The sequence below is a fragment of the Pseudomonas sp. 15C genome (assembly GCF_055484735.1).
Map to the genome: position 1 here is coordinate 1 of NZ_JBUDGD010000081.1, position 18,443 is coordinate 18,443.

An 18,443-nucleotide genomic window follows, 5' to 3' on the forward strand; every position below is an offset into this window, starting at 1 on the left:
GAGCCCATCAGCTCGTCACCGCACAAAATCAAAAAAGGCCGGTCAATGACCGGCCTCCTGGCGTTGAACATTCAGCTTAGTTGACTTCCAGCCTGTCGCCGCGATTGCGCCGCGTCTGGCCAAGGCCGGTGAAGGTGCGATCATCAATATCGGTTCGGTGGTCGGACTGGCGCCAGAGTTCGGCATGTCGGTTTACGGCGCGACCAAGGCGTTTGTGCTGTTCCTTTCGCAAGGCCTGAGCCTGGAACTGACGCCGCTGGGCGTGTACGTGCAAGCTGTGCTGCCCGCCGCGACCCGCACGGAAATCTGGGATCGCGCAGGCATCGACATCAACACCCTGAGCGAAATCATGGAAGTCAGCGATCTGGTCGACGCCGCACTGGTCGGTTTCGATCGCCGCGAGCCGGTGACCATTCCACCGCTGCATGAAGGCCAGCGCTGGGATGACCTGCAAACCGCGCGGCAAGGTTTGCTCGGGCAGATTCGCCAGTCCGCGGTTGCCGAGCGTTACCTGCCATGAAAGCTTTTCTCATCGACCGCTACGGCAAACACAACGGGCACATCAGCGACGTCGCCGAGCCCGCGCCTGGGCCTGACGACGTCCTGATCGAGGTGCACGCGGCGAGCGTCAATGTCCTCGATTCGAAGATCCGCCGCGGTGAATTCAAGTTGATTCTGCCGTACGCACTGCCGTTGGTACTCGGCAACGATGTCGCCGGTGTGGTGATCTCGACCGGCGCAGCGGTCACGGCTTTCAAACCTGGTGATGAGGTCTATGCGCGGGTGCCGGAACAGCGCATCGGCACCTTTGCCGAGCGGATCGCGGTGAATCAGCATGCGGTCGCGCGCAAGCCCGCCAACCTCAATATGGAACAGGCCGCGGCGATTCCGTTGGTGACGTTGACTGCCTGGCAAGCGCTGGTCGACATCGCGCAGTTGCGCGCCGGGCAGAAAGTGCTGATCCATGCCGGCTCCGGCGGCGTCGGCACGGTCGCGATTCAACTGGCCAAACACCTCGGCGCGTTTGTCGCGACCACCACCAGCACGGCGAATGTCGAGTGGGTCAAGGCACTGGGCGCGGACGTGGTGATCGACTACAAACACCAGCGTTTCGAGGATGAGCTACGCGGTTACGACGTGGTGCTCAACAGCCTTGGTAGTGATGTGCTGGAGAACTCACTGAAAGTGCTCAAACCCGGCGGTCGGCTGATTTCCATCTCCGGCCCGCCCACTGCGGAATTCGCCAAGGCGCAAGGTCTGGCCTGGCCGCTGCGGCAAGTCATGCGCTTGTTGAGCCTGAAGATCCGTCGCAGGGCTCGCCGGCACAACGTCAGTTACAGTTTCCTGTTCATGCGGGCCAACGGCGTGCAGCTGCGCGACATCAGCGCGTTGATCGAGGCCGGCAAGCTGGCGCCGGTCTTGGATCGCAGCTTTGCGTTTGAGTCGACTGGGCAAGCGCTGGCTTATGTCGAACAGGGCCGCGCCAAGGGTAAAGTCGTTGTGCGGATGAAATAGCCGCATGCCTGTCGATGACGTTGCCGGCTACGCCGAAGATTCGCCTGCCAACACACAGCCGTTCGGCACAACTGCGCCCGAGAAGGAGCAAACGCCCGCGACCGAGCCGCCAGCCACCCTGCTCGACCCGGCCGCCATCATATGGCGGCCCTTGTTGCTTGAGCCCTGACACGTTGCCCGTCAGGTATTCAACGGCGTTTGCGGCGTATCCGGGTTGAGCTGCCGGCGGCGGAACTGCCCCGGCGGCTGGCCGTGAATCTGCCGGAAACGCCGGGAGAAATACGCCTCGTCGGCAAATCCGCACAAGCGCGCCACCTCGCCCACGGAGCGGGTGCTGTTGAGGAGGAAATTGCGCGCCGCGTGCATCCGCCGTTCGAGCACCAGTTCGGTGAAGGTCTTGCCGATTTCCTTGCGCAGCCAGTGGGTCAGATAGGTCGGTGACAGGTACGTCGCCGCCGCCACTTTGATCAGGTTGAGATCCGGGTCGGCGATGTTCTTGCGCAGGTATTCGAACATGCGGCTCAGCGCATCGCGTCGGCTGACCTCGGCGGCGTTTTCTTCGGCCAGGCGCTTGAGCGGCTCGGCGTACAGAAAACACACGCTGCCGATCAACTGCAGCAGCAAGCCCTTGAGCATCTCCCGCGTGCCGAACTGGCGATTCTCGTCGAGGCGGCGCATCTGCTCGATCAGCGCACAGACCCCGGCGAAATCCGCATCCGCGAGAATGAAATCCAGATGCTCCTGAAACCGGAACGGTGACAGCTCCGGCGCCAGCAGGATCGACACTTCTTCGAGGTCCATCGGGTCGCACTGCAAGTGCGGCAACAGGAACGTCTGGGAAAAATTGATGACGATGAAATTGCTCTCTGCCGGGTGCGGAATCACATGCACACGGTGCGGCAGGATGAACGCCAGGGTGTTGCGCGGGAACGGACGCTCGACGTTGCCGATGTGCTGCACGGTGTCGCCGCCGAGGTTGATCTGGATCTGAAAGTATTCGTGGCGATGCGGCGCGGTTTCGGCGCGGCGGCCCTTTTTGTCGCGAATGTAGAAATCGGTCAATTCGCTGCGTTGCTGCATGACGTAGGTGGGAATCCGGTGCGGTAACGACATCGGCTGAGGGTCCTCGGCAGGTACGTGGGGCACGAATCATCTTGCAGGCAAGCCAGCGGCGCAGCAAGCGGTCATACGACGACCTTATGCTCGATGATTTTTTCTCCGCGGAAGTGGCCGTTCGCCTGTCCAAAAAACCTGAAGCCATCCCAAAACGTATTTCTCTTTATTTTCAACATCTTAAATCGCATATCCGATTGATTCTGAAGCGTCGCACGCAGATTTTTTTCTTGGACAGGTTTAAGCAGCGCCCGCGTCATAAGAAAAAACGTTCTAACCCCTGGCTTGATCTGACGAGGTTGTACGACCACTGTAATAGCCAACGCAGCCCAGCCTCCTCCAAAAACAATCAAAGGTGTGCACGTCATGATCCAGCCATTGCCCCTCGCCACCCCTCCCGATCCCGCCGAACCGGCCTGCCGTGAGACGTCCCTGAACGTCTGACGCCGGGCCTTCGTGCCGTCGTTTTTCAACGCCGATCTGTCTGCCCCGATGCTTCTGGGCAAGGCCTTCGGCTGCGCGAAAACCTCTCGACCCTTCTAACAATAACGAGGTCCGTCCATGTCCAATTCCCATGCTTCTCAAGCCAGTGTGCCGCCGGTTATTGCCGGCGCGCGCGACGCCGTGGTGCCGCAACGCCTGCCCTCGCGGCGGCGCTGGTTCATGTTGTCGCTGTTGCTGATCGCGACCATCATCAACTACATCGACCGGGTCAATATCTCGATCGCCGCACCGTTCATGGCCAAGGATCTGGGCCTGGACAAGATCGAGATGGGCCTGATCTTCTCCGCGTTCGCCTGGACCTATGCGCTGGCGCTGGTGCCGGCCGGGTTCATCGCCGACCGCTTTGGTTCGCGCTTCACTTATGGGGTGTCGCTGATCAGTTGGTCGACGGTCACCGTGTGCCAAGGCTTCGCCACCGGTTTCGCGTCGCTGTTCGGCCTGCGTTTGGCGGTCGGCGCCATGGAAGCTCCAGCGTTCCCGGCCAACAGCCGCGCGGTGACGGTGTGGTTTCCGGCGCGCGAACGCGGACTGGCGAGCAGCATATACGTCTGCGGCCAGTACCTCGGCACGGCGCTGTTCACCGGCGCGCTGCTGTGGCTGGCGACCACCTTCGACTGGCGCCACGTGTTCTACAGCACCGGCGCACTGGGCATCGTTTTCGGTGTGCTGTGGCTGTACCTGTATCGCGATCCGCTCAATTGCAAAAAGGTCAGCAAGGCCGAATTGCAGTACATCGAAGCGGGCGGCGGTCTGGTCAAAAGCAGTCAGGAACGCACCCGTTTCAACTGGCGGCAGATCGCCGAGCTGTTCAGCTACCGTCAGGTCTGGGCGATCTGCATCGGCAAATTCGCCAGTACTTCAGCGCTGTATTTCTTCCTGACCTGGTTCCCCACTTACCTCATCGAAGAACGCCAACTGACGATGATCAAGGCCGGGATCTTCGCCGTGTTGCCCTTCGTCGGCGCCACCGTGGGCATCCTCCTGGCCGGGATCGTCTCAGACGGGCTGATCCGCCGGGGCTACTCGATGTCGTTCGCCCGCAAGTTGCCGCTGGTGGTCGGGTCGATGCTGGGCATGTCGATCGTGCTGGTGAATTTCACCGACTCGAACACGATCTGCATTGCCGTGCTGACCATCGCTTTTTTCGCTCAAGGCATCGCCTCGTCTTCATGGGCGGCGGTCTCGGAAGTCGCGCCGAAGGAGCTGATCGGCCTGACCGGCGGCATCACCAGCTTGGCGGCGAACATCGGCGGCATCGTCACGCCGATCGTGATTGGCGCCATCGTGCATGCCACCGGCTCGTTCGCCTGGGCGTTCTGGTTCATCGGCGGCGTGGCGCTGATCGGCACCCTCTCCTATTCGCTGCTGCTCGGCCGTTTGTATCGCATCGAACTGAAACCACGCTGAGCACAACAGCACCGTTTTCTCCAAGCCGAAGCGGCATTCGTCCAACTACACCGACGCGCGCCGCCGTAGGCTGATCTCACACACAGGACCTCACAGGATGAACATGACTGAATACGTTTTCACTCCGGATCTGCCCGCGACCTTGCCGGTGGTGGGCAGCGCGCAACGCTTTCCTGTCGGTCGGGTGTTTTGTGTCGGTCGCAACTACCCGTGGCCGGACAGCCAGGGCCAGTCGCGCCAGCCTCCGGTGTTTTTCATGAAGCCGGCGAGCAACGTCATCGATGCCGTCGGTGAAGTGGCCTACCCGCCGCTGACCGAAGAATTCGTCCATGAAATCGAACTGGTGGTGGCGATTGGCGAAGGCGGCGCGAACATTCCCGAAAGCCAGGCGCTGGCCTATGTCTGGGGCTACGCCGCCGGGCTCGACCTGACCCGCCGCGACGTGCAACTGGCGGCCAAGAGCAAGGGCCTGCCGTGGGAAGGCGCCAAGGTTTTTGATGGCGCCGCGCCGATGACGGCGATTGTGCCGGTCAGTCGCAGCGGCCATCCCGAGGGCGAGTTGTGGCTCAACGTCAACGGCGAGGAACGCCAGCGTGACAGCCTGGACAATCAGATCTGGTCGGTCAGCGAAGTGATCAGCCGCATCTCTCGTTCGGTGGCGTTACGCGCCGGCGATCTGATCATGACTGGCAGCCCGGCGGGCGTCGATGCGCTGCAGCCCGGCGACCTGATCAGCGCCGGCATCGATGGCATCGGTCAATTGGAAATGCGCGTCGGCGCTCGTCCGCAGTCATTTGCATAAGGAGAACCTCAGCATGTCCATTTCATCTCCGCTAAAAGTTGCGCTGGTCACCGGTGCCGGCAGCGGCATCGGTCGCGCCGTGGCGCTGGGCCTGATGGCCGACGGGTTCACCGTGGTCGCCGCCGGACGCCGAGCGGAACCTTTGCAAGCGCTGGTCGAACTGGCGACAAGCGAAGGCCACCAAGCGCTGGCGGTACCCACCGACGTGCGCGACCCCGCCAGTGTCGACGCGCTGTTCGCCAGCATTGCCGAGGTCTACGGGCGACTCGACGTGGTGTTCAACAATGCCGGGGTCAATGCCCCCGCCGTGCCGCTGGATGAACTGACCTTCGAGCAGTGGCGCAACGTGATCGACACCAATCTCAACGGGGTTTTCCTGTGTGCCCGCGGCGCCTTCGGCCTGATGCGCCGCCAGCAGCCACAGGGTGGACGCATCATCAACAACGGTTCGATTTCCGCGCACACGCCGCGCCCGTTCAGCAGCGCCTATACCGCCAGCAAACACGCGGTGCTGGGCCTGAGCAAATCGCTGGCGCTGGACGGTCGCGAATTCAATATCGCCTGCAGCCAGATCGACATCGGCAACGCGTTGACCGAAATGTCCGAGCGCATGACCCGCGGCGTGCGCCAGGCCAACGGCAGCATCGCCGTCGAGCCGATGGTCGATGTCAAACACGTCGCCGAAGCGGTGCGCTACATCGCTGGCCTGCCGCTGTCGGCCAACGTTCTGAACATGACCGTCATGGCCACTGCCATGCCGTTTGCCGGCCGCGGTTGAGCCGGCCTTTTTATTCGGTAAGTGAGGTTTACATGAAGCCCGAAGTCTTGCAGTTGAGCCCGATCCTGATTCCTGAAATCAATGCCCGTCTCGATGAACTGTTCACCGTCAGACGCTATTTCCAGCAGGCCGACAAAGCCGCCTATTTGCGTGAGCATGGCGCCAATATTCGCGGGGTGGTCACCGGCGGGCACACCGGCATCAGCCAGGCGTTGATGGCGCAATTGCCGCGACTGGAAGTGGTGGCGGTCAATGGGGTCGGCACCGATGCGGTCGACCTGGCGTACGCCCGCGATCGTGGTATTCGCGTTACAGCAACCATTGGCGCGCTGACCGAAGACGTCGCCGACCTCGCCATCGGTTTGCTGATCGCCGTGTGTCGCGGTTTGTGCACCAGTGATCGCTACGTGCGCTCGGGTGAATGGCCGCACAGCCCGACGCCGCTGGCGCCGCTGCCACTGGCGCGACAGGTGTCGGGCATGCGCATCGGCATCGTCGGCATGGGCCGGGTCGGTCGTGCAGTGGCTAGCCGCGCCGCCGCGTTCGGCTGCCCGATCAGTTACACCGATCTGCAGCCGATGAGCGATGTCAGCCACACCTTCGTCGCCGATCTTAAACAACTGGCCCGCGACAGCGACGCGCTGATTCTCGCCGCCGCCGCCGACAAGGCTGAAGCGATCATCAACGCCGACGTCCTGCAAGCCTTGGGCAAGGGCGGTTATCTGATCAACGTGGCGCGCGGCAAACTGGTCAACGAAGCGGACCTGCTGGCGGCGCTGACGGCCGGCGAGATCGCCGGGGCCGGGCTGGATGTGTTTGTCGATGAACCGAATGTGCCAGAAGCCTTGTTCAGCAACGAACAGGTGGTGCTGCAACCGCACCGCGCCAGCGCCACCTTGCAGACGCGAACGCGCATGGGCGAAATGGTGGTTGCCAGCCTGCTCGACAGCTTTGCCGGCAAGGTGCCGCAGGGGTGTGTCACCGGGTAAGCGCCGCGGCTGAAATGGCAGCCCTGCACCAGCCCGAGCGCCCCAACCTGATCGTTCCCACGCTCTGCGTGGGAACGCCTCTTGTGACGCTCTGCGTCACGCTTTTGGACGCAGAGCGTCCGGGGCTGCATTCCCACGCAGAGCGTGGGAACGATCAGGTTGCTCCGCGTGGGGACGATCAGGTTGCTCCGCGTGGGAACGATCAGGATCGACTCGGTCGGCTCCCTCTCCCTCTGGGCGGTCCGACGTTTCGGGAGGGCTGGGGTGAGGGGCCGCTGTTCACGCAGATCCCAAACCACCTCACAAGGTATACGAAATCCCCACCTGCACCGTCCGCGGCGCGCCCGGATAGGCGTAGACGTTGCCGAACGCTCCTTCCTCATAATCACGATCGAACAGATTCTTCAGATCAAGGTTGAGCCGGACCTTGTCGTTGACCTTATAAAAGCCCAGCAAATCGACCACCGTGTAGCTGTCCATCGAAAACGCGGTATTGGCGGTTTGCCCGGCGCGTTCGTCGACATACTTGAGTCCGGTGCCGAGGCCCAGGCCTTTGAGGGCGCCGTCCTGGAATTCGTAGACGTTGAGCAGGCTGAAGCTGTTTTGTGGAATGTTCAGCAAGCGGGTGCCGGAGCGGATCGTGTTGTCCTTGGTCACTTCGGCATCGACATAGGCATAGCCGCCGATGACCCGCCACTCCGGGGTCAGGTTGCCGGCGACGTTCAAGTCGAAACCACGACTGCGCACCTCGCCTGCGGCGACGCTGAAGGTCGAGTCGACCGGGTCGGTAGTCAGCACGTTGCGTTTTTCGATCTGGTAGATCGCCGCGTCGATGCTCAACTGATGATCCAGCGCCTCCCACTTGAGGCCCATTTCATAGGATTTGCCTTTCTCCGGGGCAAAGCCGCCACCGACGCGGCTGGCGCCGGTATTGGGTTTGAACGAGCGCGCGGTGTTGGCGTAAATCGCGAGGGTTTCGGTCAGATCGTAGGTCACGCCCAGTCGCGGGGTCACCGCGTTATCCGCCGCCTGCCAACTCTTGCCGCCCGGCACGTAGGTTTCATAGTCGTGTTCGAAACGCTCGAAACGCGCCCCGGCCAGCACTTTCAGGCGCTCGGTCAACGCCACCTGATCCTGCACGAAGGCGGCGTAGGTCTTGAGGTTTTCCTTGTCGTGGGTCGGCGTGCGGGTCAGGGCCGGGCGCGGCTGGCCGTAGACCGGATCGAAGATGTCGATCGGGTAGGCACCGACCGCGCCGCTGGAGCGCTGGATGATCGACTTGTAGTCGTAGTCTTCGTATTCGATGCCGGTGAGCAAGGTGTGCTGCAGACCGCCGGTGCTGAAGTGCCCGGTCAGATTCAGCTGGGTGTCCTTGTCGGTCCATTCCAGCTTGCGGTAGTTGAAATTGCGCCCCAGGGTGCGACCGTCAGCAGCGATGCCGTTGGCTTCGATCGCGTTGCCTTTAAGCGAACCGTCGAGCCACTGGAAACCACCGCCCAGGGTCCAGTCGTCGTTGAGCAGGTGCTCGAAACGCAACTGGGCCATGTTGTTGTCATTGTGCAGTTTGCCGACGTCCTTCTCACCGAAGAAAGTGTCGCGCGAGGCGGTGCCGATCTGCTTTGTATAGCGCGTCACGCCACGGTCGAGCGGCGCATTGTTGCGCATGAAATCGCCTTCGAAAATCACCTTGGTTGCATCGGTCGCCTGCCAGCTCAGCACCGGCGTGATGCCGTAGCGTTCGGTCTCGACGTGGTCGCGAAAGGTATCGCCGCCCTCGCCCACCACGTTGAGCCGATAGGCCAGGCGACCTTCTTCATCGAGCGGCCCGGAAGCGTCGAGGGTGCCGCGCTGCATGCCTTGATCGCTGAGCTGGCTACCCAGCGTGACGGTGCGCTCGGCCAGCGGTTGTTTGGACACGACGTTGAAGGTGCCGCCGGGATCGCCGCGGCCGTAGAGCGTGGTGGCCGGGCCGCGCAGCACTTCCAGACGCTCGATGGTGTTGGCGTCGGGCATGTTCGGATAGCCGCGGTTGATCGGGAAACCGTTGCGATAAAACTCGCCGGTGGTGAAGCCGCGCACGGTGAAGGTGGTCAGGCCCTGGCCGCCGAAATTGTTCGCGCGGCCGACGCCGCCGGCGTAATCCAGGGCGTCCTGCAAGCGCGTCGCGCCGATGTCCTCGACCGCATCTTTGGTCACTACGCTGATCGATTGCGCGGTTTCATGGATCGCCGTGTCGGTGCGCGTGGCACTGGCCGAACGCGTCGCGCGATAGCCCTGCACCGGGCCGTCGGCCCGTTCGTAATCTGCCGTGCCGACCACATCGGTGGCGTCCAGCTCAAGCACTGAGGGTGCGTTAACAGCCTGTTCGGCCCACGAAGAAGAAGACAACGCCTGCAGCACGCAAATGGAAAGCAGAGTACGACGCATGAAAAGGAAACCTTTACGAATAGGCCAGAACGGATGGCAGAACTGCCAGCGAAGCGGCGCGCATGGTATACCAGTGCAATGCGTAATTGAAACTTATTCTTATTTGTCATGTTGGTCAGGATTGCTGACCCGCAGCGTTTCGAATCAGTGGCCCAGTAGCCGCGTGGTCATCGCCATCGAGGTTTGCAGCGACTGCCCGGTGCGCTGCAACTTGTTCAACAGGCTGGCGCCCAGCCACAGCTGATACAGGGTTTCCGCCAGATGCCGGGCATCGCCCTTGGGCACGCTGCCGTCCGCCTGGCCCTGTTCGAGGCATTCGGTGATGCGCGATACCACGCGCTCGGCCCCATCGCGCAAGGTCAGGCGCATCGACTCGGAGAGGTCGGCGACCTCGGCGCTGAGTTTCACCACCAGGCATTCATCGCCGTGGCCTTCGAGGGTGCAGCGGTTCAGCCAGCCCTGCCAGTAATCCATCAGCCGCTCATAGGCGTTGAGCCCCGGCAGCGTCAGGCGCCGTTCCATGTCGGCGAGGTAGCCGACGAAGTAATCCTCGAGCAGCGCCTGGCCGTACAGCTCTTTGGATTTGAAGTAATGATAGAACGAGCCCTTGGGCACACCGGCGGTCTGCAGGATCTCGTTGAGGCCAACGCTGGTGAAGCCCTTCTCGGCCATCATCCGGTGGCCGGTGTCGAGCAAATGTTGGCGGGTGTCGTCGTAGGTCGGTTTCATGGGGCAAGAATTAGCTGGCAATAGACCAGTCGTATGCTTAGAAGGAAGGCGAGTTTGCCATACCTGACACCGAAAAAACCAAAGATAAAAAATTACTAGACGACTGGTCTAATTGAGATCTATGCTGCGCCCCGACAAACGATTTCTGCCGGGTGCCAGCGATGGGCGAATCCCTCTCCCACGAAACACCTGACCTACACAAAGGTGCGTTTATGAAAATCCTGATGGTGCTGACCTCTCACGATCAACTCGGCAACACCGGCAAGAAAACCGGTTTCTGGCTGGAAGAATTCGCCGCCCCCTACTACGCCTTCAAGGATGCCGGCGCTGACGTCACGCTGGTCTCGCCGGCCGGTGGTCAGCCACCGCTCGACCCGAAAAGCGACGAGCCCGGCGCGCAGACCGCTGAAACCGATCGCTTCCGCCAGGACCCGGCCGCCCAGCAAGCGCTGGCAAACACCGGACGCCTGGCCGAGGTCACCGCAGAAGATTTCGATGCGGTGTTCTACCCAGGCGGCCATGGCCCGCTGTGGGATCTGACCGAGGACAAGCATTCGATCGCCCTGATCGAAGCCTTCGACCGCGCCAACAAGCCGCACGGTTTTGTCTGCCACGCACCGGGCGTGCTGCTGCATGTGGTACGGGCGGACGGCCAGCCAATCGTCAAGGGCCGCAACGTCACCGGTTTTACCAACGCTGAAGAAGCAGCGGTCGGCCTCACTGACGTCGTGCCGTTCTTGATCGAAGACGAGTTCCAGCGTCTGGGCGGTCAATACTCGAAAGTCGCTGACTGGCAGGTACACGTGGTTGCCGACGGGCAACTGGTCACCGGTCAGAACCCGGCCAGCTCCGCCGCCGTTGCCGAGAAACTGCTGAAACTGCTCGGCTAAGTACGCCAAAGCCCCAGGAACGCCGTGCGCGGTTAGCGCGGCGTTTTTTTCCATTCGATTAATAGTCGACTGGTCTAATTACTCAAGGTCACTCCATGAAGCACAACCCGTTTTTTAACCCCGTCACCCTTGGCGGTCACACCCTGAAAAATCGCATCGTCCTGCCGCCCCTGACCCGCCAGCGCAGCACGCAACCGGGCAATGTCGCCAACGCGCTGATGGCCGAGTATTACCAGCAACGTGCCGGCGCCGGCCTGCTGATCACCGAAGGCACGCAGATCGAACCGCGCGGCCAGGGTTATGCGTGGACGCCGGGCATCCATACCCCGGAGCAAATCGCCGGTTGGCGCAAGGTCACCGAGGCCGTGCATGGCGCAGGCGGGGTTATTTTCGCCCAGTTGTGGCACGTTGGCCGGGTCTCGCACAACGCACTGCAACCCGATGGCGCGGCCCCCGTTTCGGCCTCCGCGGTGGCGACCGATCGGGTCAGCGTGTTCATCGAAACCGCGCCCGGCGCCGGTGAACTGGTCAGCCCTTCGGCGCCGCGTGCACTCAGCACGCTGGAAGTCGAAGAACTGGTGCAGTTGTATATCCAGGCCGCGCGCAATGCGATGGACGCCGGTTTCGACGGCATCGAGTTGCACTGCGCCAATGGTTATCTGGTCAATCAATTCATCTCGACGCACAGCAACCTGCGCGACGATCAATACGGTGGCTCGCTGCACAATCGCCTGCGCTTTCTGCGTGACGTGGTCGCCGGCGTCGCCGAATGCATTGGCAAGGACAAGGTCGGCGTGCGCTTCGCGCCGCTGTTCACCACCACTGATGAAGCGCGGACGTATCTGGGCCTGGTCGAAGACGATCCGCACACTACCTACATCGAAGCGATCAAGATCCTTGAGGACGTGGGCATCGCCTATCTGTCCATCGCCGAAGCGGACTGGGACAACGCCCCCGAAATGCCCGTGACTTTCCGTCAGGCCGTGCGCGACACCTTCAGCGGCGCGATCATTTATGCCGGGCGCTATACCGCCGAATCCGGCGCGCGCTTGCTGGAATCCGGCCTGGCGGATCTGGTCGCGTTCGGCCGTCCGTTCATGGCCAACCCTGACCTGCCGGCGCGCATCGCCAACGGCTGGCCGCTGAATGTGCTGAACCCGGCGACCGTCTACGGTGGTGGCGCTGAGGGCTATACCGACTACCCGTCATACGGCGGCTAACCCGGCGATCTGTGCACGATTCAGGCACCGCAGGTTTTCGTTCAATAGCGCGCAAATATCTATACACGAGCTACAATCTGTATAAGTATTCGCAGCCAAAACAACGAATCCCTGGCCGAGCACCCGTTGCTGCTCCTCACCTGAATCCGTGCACATGAACACCACCCATCGGCTCTGTCTGGTGCTGGGCGACCAGTTGTCGTTCGACCTCGCTTGCCTCGCCGATCTCGACCGCGAGCACGACGCTGTGCTGCTGGTCGAGGTCATGGAAGAGACCACCCATGTCGCCCACCATCCGCAAAAGATCGCGCTGATCTTCAGCGCCATGCGCCACTTCGCCAAGGCCCTGCAAGCCCAGGGCATGCGGGTGCATTACGTCACCCTCGACGACCCGCAGAACAGCGGCTCGGTGCCCGGCGAACTCAAGCGCTGGCAGGCGCTTTTGCAAGCGCAGCAAGTGCACCTCACTGAATGCGGCGACTGGCGTCTGGAACAATCAGTGAAAGATTGCGGACTGCCCATTCACTGGCACGCCGACCAGCGTTTCCTCTGTTCGCGCGATGAATTCCGCGCCTGGGCCGCCGGAAAGAAACAGCTGCGCATGGAGTACTTCTACCGCGACATGCGCCGCAAAAGCCGGCTGCTGCTCAACGGTGATGGCACCCCGGTCGGCGGCGCCTGGAACTTCGACAGCGACAACCGCAAAGCCCTGCCCAAAGGCGCCAAGCCACCCTACCCCGCGCGCTTTGCCAACGACGCGATCACACACGACGTGTTGGCGCTGGTCGCTGCGCGTTTCGCCAGTCACTACGGCAGCCTCGACGATTTCAATTACCCGGTGACCCACGCCGACGCGCAGTCACTCTGGGCTTGTTTTCTCGACTATGGTCTAGCCGGTTTCGGTGACTATCAGGATGCGATGGCCAGCGACGAGCCGTTCCTGTTCCACGCCCGCATCAGCGCTGCGTTGAACATCGGTCTGCTCGATCTGCGCCAGCTGTGCAGCGACGTCGAATCTGCGTACTGGTCCGGCGCGATTGCCCTGAATGCCGCCGAAGGCTTCATTCGCCAATTGATCGGCTGGCGCGAATACGTGCGTGGCGTGTACTGGCTGAAAATGCCTGAGTACGCCGACGGCAATGTCTTCGCCAATCAGCGTGCCCTGCCGGAGTTCTACTGGACCGGCGCCACGCAAATGAACTGCATGCGCCAGGCCATCGGCCAAAGCCTCCAGCACGCGTACGCCCACCATATTCAGCGACTGATGGTGACCGGCAATTTCGCCCTGCTCGCCGGCATCGCGCCGCGCCAGATCTGCGACTGGTACCTGGCGATTTACATGGACGCGTTCGACTGGGTCGAGTTGCCCAACACCCTCGGCATGGTCATGCATGCCGACGGCGGCTACCTCGGTTCCAAGCCGTACTGCGCCAGCGGCCAGTACATCAACCGAATGTCCGACTACTGCCGCGACTGCGCCTACTCGGTACGCGAAACCACGGCCGACAACGCCTGCCCGTTCAACGCCCTGTACTGGCATTTCCTGATGCGCCACGGCGATCTGCTGCGCGGCAATCAGCGGATGAGCATGATGTACAAAAATCTCGACCGCATGCCGCTGGCCAAACAGCAGGCGCTGTGGCAACGCGGGCAGAGCCTGCTCGAGCGGCTGGATAACGGCGATGCGTTATAACTGCGCGGCCGTGCAACTTAAATGTGGCGCGCCGGGTCAATGCTGACACAGCGTCAGGCTCATGGAGGTTCGTTGCGGCGTGCCGTTCGAATGCTGAGCCGACCATCAATAAGGCATGAGGAGTGGATGTCCTGAAACAGCTTTCTCGCGAGCAGCTCGAATCCGAGGTCACGCGCCTGCGCCTGGCCGTGGAAGCCACCTGCGACGCGGTCTGGGACTGGGATCTGAAGACCGACCGGATCGTCTGGAACGACTCACTGCAACAGGCCTACGGCTACGTCGCCGAGGCCATCGAGCCGACCTGCGACTGGCGTTTTGCGCAGATCCACACTCAAGACCGTGGCCGAGTGACCACCTCGATTCGCTCGGCAATCGACGGCACAGGCACCACCTGGAGCGCCGAGTACCGCTTTCGCTGCCACGACGGTTCCTACGCCGAAGTCCTCGATCGCGGTCATCTGATCCGCGACGCCGCCGGTCAGCCTGAGCGGATGATCGGCGCGATGCTCGACCTGACCCGCTCGCGCAGCGCGGAAAATGCACTGCGCCTGAGCGAAGAACGCTTCAGCACAATCCTCGAAACCATCGAAGCGGCGTTTGCCATCGTCAAGGTCAAATTCGATGCCGACGACCAGCCGATCGATTATTTCTTCGTCGAAGCCAACCCGGCGTTCGAGCGTCAGGCCGGGGTCAATCTACGCGGCAAATGGGTCACCGAGTTTGCGCCGAACCTGGAGCGGTTCTGGTTCGAGACCTACGGCCATGTGGCGAAAACCGGTGAACCGGCCAACTTCGAAAACTATGCCAATACCTTCGAACGCTGGTTCGACGTGCGCGCCGTGCGTGTTGGCGAGCCGGCCGATCGGCAGATCGCAATTCTGTTCAATGACGTCACCGAACGCCGCAATGCCCAGGAACGGCTGCGCGTCAGCGAGGCCGTGGCCCGCGAAAACATTGAGCGTGTGCAACTGGCCCTCGCCGCCGGCGCGATCATCGGCACCTGGCACTGGCACCTGCCCTCCGATGGTTTTTCCGTCGATGAAGCCTTCGCCCGGGTATTCAATCTCGACCCGGCGCTGGGCCGCGATGGCCTGAGCCTTGAGCAGATAGTCATCAGCGTCCACCCCGACGACCGTGACGGACTGATCGCCGCGATCAACGAAGTGATCGCCCGTGGCGGTGCCTATTCGCATCAGTACCGCGTGTGCGGCGCCGACGGCAAATACACCTGGATCGAAGCCAACGGCCGCGTCGAGTGCGCCGAGGACGGCACGCCACTGCGTTTTCCCGGGGTGCTCATCGATGTCGAAGAGCGGCGCAATGTCGAGGCCGAGCGCGACCGCGCCACCGCCGCCCTGCGTGCATTGAATGACACACTGGAACATCGAGTTTCGGCACGCACCGCCGAGCTGATGCAGGCCGAAGAAAAGCTGCGCCAATCGCAAAAAATGGAAGCGGTCGGTCAGCTCACCGGCGGCCTCGCCCATGACTTCAATAACCTGCTCGCGGGGATTTGCGCCTCGCTTGAGCTGGTCGACAAAAGGGTCAGTCAAGGTCGACTGCAGGACATCGGCAAGTACATGGAAATCGCTCAGGACGCAGCCAAGCGGGCGGCCGCCCTGACCCATCGACTGCTGGCATTCTCCAGGCGTCAGACCCTCGATCCGCGGCCGACAGAAGTCAACGCGCTGATCGCCGGCATGACCGAATTGATCCAGCGCACCGTCGGACCGAGCATCCGCTTGAAGACCGTCATCGCTGCCGACCTGTGGCCGGCGCTGGTCGATGCCAGCCAACTGGAAAACGCCCTGCTCAACCTGTGCATCAACGCCCGCGATGCGATGCCCGATGGCGGGCGCATCATCGTCGAAACCGCCAATCGTACGCTCGATGCCGAAGCCGCGCGGGCGCTGGACATGCCCGCCGGTCAGTACCTGTGCCTGTGCGTCACCGACACCGGTACCGGCATGAGCGCCGAAGTCATGGCCAAGGCTTTCGATCCGTTTTTCACCACCAAGCCATTGGGTCAAGGCACCGGGCTGGGGCTGTCGATGATCTACGGTTTCACCAAGCAATCCGGCGGTCAGGTGCGGGTGCAGTCGCAGGTCGGCCAAGGCACCGAAATGTGCATTTACCTGCCGCGTTATCGCGGCGCGGCGCAACGCAATAATGACGACGCGCAGAGCACCAGCACGCCGTTTGCCAAGGCCAGCGAGACCATCCTGATCGTTGACGACGAGCCGTCGGTGCGCCTGCTGCTCAAGGACATTCTCAAAGACCTCGGCTACAGCCTGCTCGAAGCGGCGGACAGCCTCGAAGGGCTTGAAGTGCTGCGTTCCGGCGCGAAGATCGATCTGTTGATCACCGACGTCGGCCTGCCGGGCGGCATGAACGGTCGGCAGATGGCCGATGCCGGACGGCAAATCCGCCCGCAGCTCAAAACCCTGTTCATCACCGGCTACGCGGAAAACTCGGTGATCGGCAATGGCCAGCTCGGGCCGGGCATGCAGGTATTGACCAAACCCTTTGCGGTCGACACGTTGGTGTCACGGGTCAGTGGGCTGATGGCCGCACCCTTAGAGTGAGGGTTCACCGCGGTACGCAGCGAAGCCGTTGCGTCCGGCGGCTTTGGCTTGATACAGCGCCTGATCGGCGGATTCGATCAGGCTTTGCACGGCATCCAGTTGCGCCCCCTGCCCAGCGGCAACGCCGATGCTCACGCTGACCCGGGCCAGTGGGCTGGAGGGATGCGGCAGATGTTCCTGCCTGAGGCGATCAACGAGCAGTTGCGCCACCACCGCCGCACCCTCCGCGTCGGTGTCGGGCATGATCACCCCGAACTCTTCGCCGCCGTAGCGCGCGACCAGATCCGACGGTCGCCGCACCGAGTCTTCCAGCAGTTTGCCGACTGCCTGCAGGCACGCGTCGCCGGCGACATGCCCGAGCGAATCGTTGTACAGCTTGAAGTAATCCAGATCGATCATCAGCAAGGCCAGCGAGGTACCGTCACGCTGGGCCCGGCGCGCTTCGGTGGCGAGCGTCTGATCGAAGCAGCGACGGTTGGCCAGCGCGGTCAGCGCATCCTTCATCGCCAGCAATTCCAGTTGTCGATTGGAGCCGAGCAACTGCTGCTGGGCGATCCGCAACTCTTCTTCGATCTGGGTGCGCCGACGAATATCGCGATACAGAAACCAGCCGATGATACCGGTCAGCCCCAACAGGGTGGCGACCACCACCGCTGACAGCAAGGCCTCCGTGCGCCACGCCGCGAGGGCTTCATGTTTGCCGAGGGCGACCGTGGTGATCAGCGGCAGTTTCTGGCTTTTGCGAAACGCATAGAGGCGTTCAACGCCGTCCAGGCTGGAGGTAAACGACGCGGTGCCCACCGAACGCTCAACCAGATATTTGGCGTAGATCGGCGATTGGGAAAAGTTGCGGCCCATGTCCTGCTCGCGGAACGGGTAGCGCACCAGCAGCGTGCCGTCGGTGTACGACAGGCCGATCGCGCCGTCCTGACCGACATCGAGCTTGCCAAACAGACGCAAAAAGTTCTGCACGCCCAGCGTCACCGCGACCACCCCGGCGAACGCGCCCTGATCGTCATTGAAGCGGCGACTGACGGTAATCACCCACTCGTCATTGCTGCGGCTGCGGATCGGCGGGCCGATGAACGTCTCGCGGCTCGGGTCGTCGCGGTGATGAATGAAATAGGCGCGGTCGCTGCTGTCGGCGCCTTGGGGAATCGGCCGGTTGGATGACATCAGCCAATGGCCGTGGCGGTCGTAAATGGTGATGCCGCTCAGTTGCGGCATCAGCGGTTGTTGATGGTTGATCAACGTGCGCAAGCGCTCGATGTGTGCCGGGCCGCTGCCTTCGGTTTCCAGGCGCTCGACCAGGCCGAGCAACAACAGCGAACTCTGGCGGACGATGCCTTCGGAATAGGTCGCCAGTGCTTGCGTCAGGTTCAGGCCGTGGACGTCGATTTCTTCCAGCGCACGCTCGCGCGAAGCGAGGACTTTCCAGATGGTCAGGGACGCCAGGGAACAGCCGATCACCAGTAGCAGGAGGATGACGAGGTGGGTATCACGCTTCACGAAAGTACCTTATGGAAAGTCCGGTTTCCCGTTCCTGCCGTCAGCGGACCGAGGCCCTGACAGCGACCGTATGTCCTCGGCTGGGGCAAGGATACAAGCAGTCCAGGCAACGCGCAGCATCATCCTGCGCAATATCCTGTGGGAGATTGTCTGCAAGCGATGGGTTTCTTTCAGGCGGTGTGGTTTGGGTACATATCCGTTGCTGCGGTAACGGCGGCTTAGGGTTTCGCCCTTACGGCGAGGCACTTTTTCCAGACGCCGAAAAAGTACCCAAAAAGGCTT

Annotated in this window: 15 protein-coding genes and 1 pseudogene; 11 read left to right on the plus strand and 5 right to left on the minus strand. The window is 62.2% G+C overall.

Features of this window, described 5'->3' with window-relative positions:
* Positions 1-97: 97 nt before the first annotated feature.
* From ACYYKW_RS24790 to ACYYKW_RS24800, 3 genes and pseudogenes are all read left to right on the plus strand, one after another.
* Positions 98-520, plus strand: a pseudogene (locus tag ACYYKW_RS24790) (SDR family NAD(P)-dependent oxidoreductase); the annotation flags it as partial.
* Complete coding sequence (locus ACYYKW_RS24795; protein WP_464991424.1) at positions 517-1,515, plus strand: NADP-dependent oxidoreductase; 999 nt, start codon at positions 517-519, stop codon at positions 1,513-1,515. The pseudogene ACYYKW_RS24790 and the gene ACYYKW_RS24795, both read left to right, overlap by 4 nt.
* A gap of 4 nt (positions 1,516-1,519) precedes the next feature.
* A complete protein-coding gene (locus ACYYKW_RS24800) occupies positions 1,520-1,684 on the plus strand; it encodes a hypothetical protein (protein ID WP_157720846.1) in 165 nt (54 codons plus the stop codon).
* Between the two features lie 11 nt (positions 1,685-1,695).
* Here ACYYKW_RS24800 and ACYYKW_RS24805 read toward each other — a convergent pair whose 3' ends face one another.
* Entirely contained in the window at positions 1,696-2,628 is a 933-nt protein-coding gene (locus ACYYKW_RS24805) for a helix-turn-helix transcriptional regulator (protein WP_090284025.1), read from the minus strand.
* 71 nt (positions 2,629-2,699) lie between these two features.
* Positions 2,700-3,101 carry a hypothetical protein gene (locus ACYYKW_RS24810; protein WP_464991425.1) on the minus strand — a complete coding sequence of 134 codons (402 nt, stop codon included), beginning with the start codon at positions 3,099-3,101 and terminating at the stop codon, positions 2,700-2,702.
* 88 nt (positions 3,102-3,189) lie between these two features.
* Between ACYYKW_RS24810 and ACYYKW_RS24815 the strand changes: the two genes are divergently transcribed.
* From ACYYKW_RS24815 to ACYYKW_RS24830, 4 genes are all read left to right on the plus strand, one after another.
* A complete protein-coding gene (locus ACYYKW_RS24815; RefSeq protein ID WP_093100956.1) occupies positions 3,190-4,539 on the plus strand; it encodes an MFS transporter in 1,350 nt (449 codons plus the stop codon).
* A gap of 97 nt (positions 4,540-4,636) precedes the next feature.
* A complete protein-coding gene (locus tag ACYYKW_RS24820; RefSeq protein WP_336355575.1) occupies positions 4,637-5,341 on the plus strand; it encodes a fumarylacetoacetate hydrolase family protein in 705 nt (234 codons plus the stop codon).
* Positions 5,342-5,360: 19 nt separating this feature from the next.
* Positions 5,361-6,119, plus strand: a complete 759-nt coding sequence (locus ACYYKW_RS24825) for an SDR family oxidoreductase (RefSeq protein WP_093106659.1) — start codon at positions 5,361-5,363, stop codon at positions 6,117-6,119.
* 32 nt (positions 6,120-6,151) lie between these two features.
* Positions 6,152-7,108, plus strand: a complete 957-nt coding sequence (locus ACYYKW_RS24830) for a 2-hydroxyacid dehydrogenase (protein WP_464991426.1) — start codon at positions 6,152-6,154, stop codon at positions 7,106-7,108.
* A 300-nt stretch (positions 7,109-7,408) separates the two neighbouring features.
* Here the strand turns inward: ACYYKW_RS24830 and ACYYKW_RS24835 are convergent, their stop codons facing one another.
* Together ACYYKW_RS24835 and ACYYKW_RS24840 are read right to left on the minus strand one after the other, a co-directional pair.
* Complete coding sequence (locus ACYYKW_RS24835; RefSeq protein WP_464991427.1) at positions 7,409-9,535, minus strand: TonB-dependent siderophore receptor; 2,127 nt, start codon at positions 9,533-9,535, stop codon at positions 7,409-7,411.
* A 144-nt stretch (positions 9,536-9,679) separates the two neighbouring features.
* A complete protein-coding gene (locus ACYYKW_RS24840) occupies positions 9,680-10,264 on the minus strand; it encodes a TetR/AcrR family transcriptional regulator (RefSeq protein ID WP_464991428.1) in 585 nt (194 codons plus the stop codon).
* Between the two features lie 212 nt (positions 10,265-10,476).
* Between ACYYKW_RS24840 and ACYYKW_RS24845 the strand changes: the two genes are divergently transcribed.
* The 4 genes from ACYYKW_RS24845 to ACYYKW_RS24860 all read left to right on the plus strand — a co-directional run bounded on the left by ACYYKW_RS24845 (position 10,477) and on the right by ACYYKW_RS24860 (position 16,652).
* A complete protein-coding gene (locus ACYYKW_RS24845) occupies positions 10,477-11,154 on the plus strand; it encodes a type 1 glutamine amidotransferase domain-containing protein (protein WP_464991429.1) in 678 nt (225 codons plus the stop codon).
* A gap of 95 nt (positions 11,155-11,249) precedes the next feature.
* Positions 11,250-12,374 carry an alkene reductase gene (locus ACYYKW_RS24850; protein WP_464991430.1) on the plus strand — a complete coding sequence of 375 codons (1,125 nt, stop codon included), beginning with the start codon at positions 11,250-11,252 and terminating at the stop codon, positions 12,372-12,374.
* A gap of 154 nt (positions 12,375-12,528) precedes the next feature.
* Positions 12,529-14,067: a cryptochrome/photolyase family protein gene (locus tag ACYYKW_RS24855; RefSeq protein WP_464991431.1), complete on the plus strand. Its 1,539-nt coding sequence runs from the start codon at positions 12,529-12,531 to the stop codon at positions 14,065-14,067.
* Positions 14,068-14,189: 122 nt separating this feature from the next.
* Positions 14,190-16,652, plus strand: coding sequence for a PAS domain-containing protein (locus ACYYKW_RS24860; RefSeq protein WP_464991432.1), 2,463 nt, complete (start codon positions 14,190-14,192; stop codon positions 16,650-16,652).
* On the opposite strand, the gene ACYYKW_RS24865 is transcribed toward ACYYKW_RS24860, so the two are convergent.
* A complete protein-coding gene (locus ACYYKW_RS24865; protein WP_464991433.1) occupies positions 16,644-18,161 on the minus strand; it encodes a sensor domain-containing diguanylate cyclase in 1,518 nt (505 codons plus the stop codon). The genes ACYYKW_RS24860 and ACYYKW_RS24865 overlap by 9 nt on opposite strands.
* Positions 18,162-18,443: the final 282 nt, after the last annotated feature.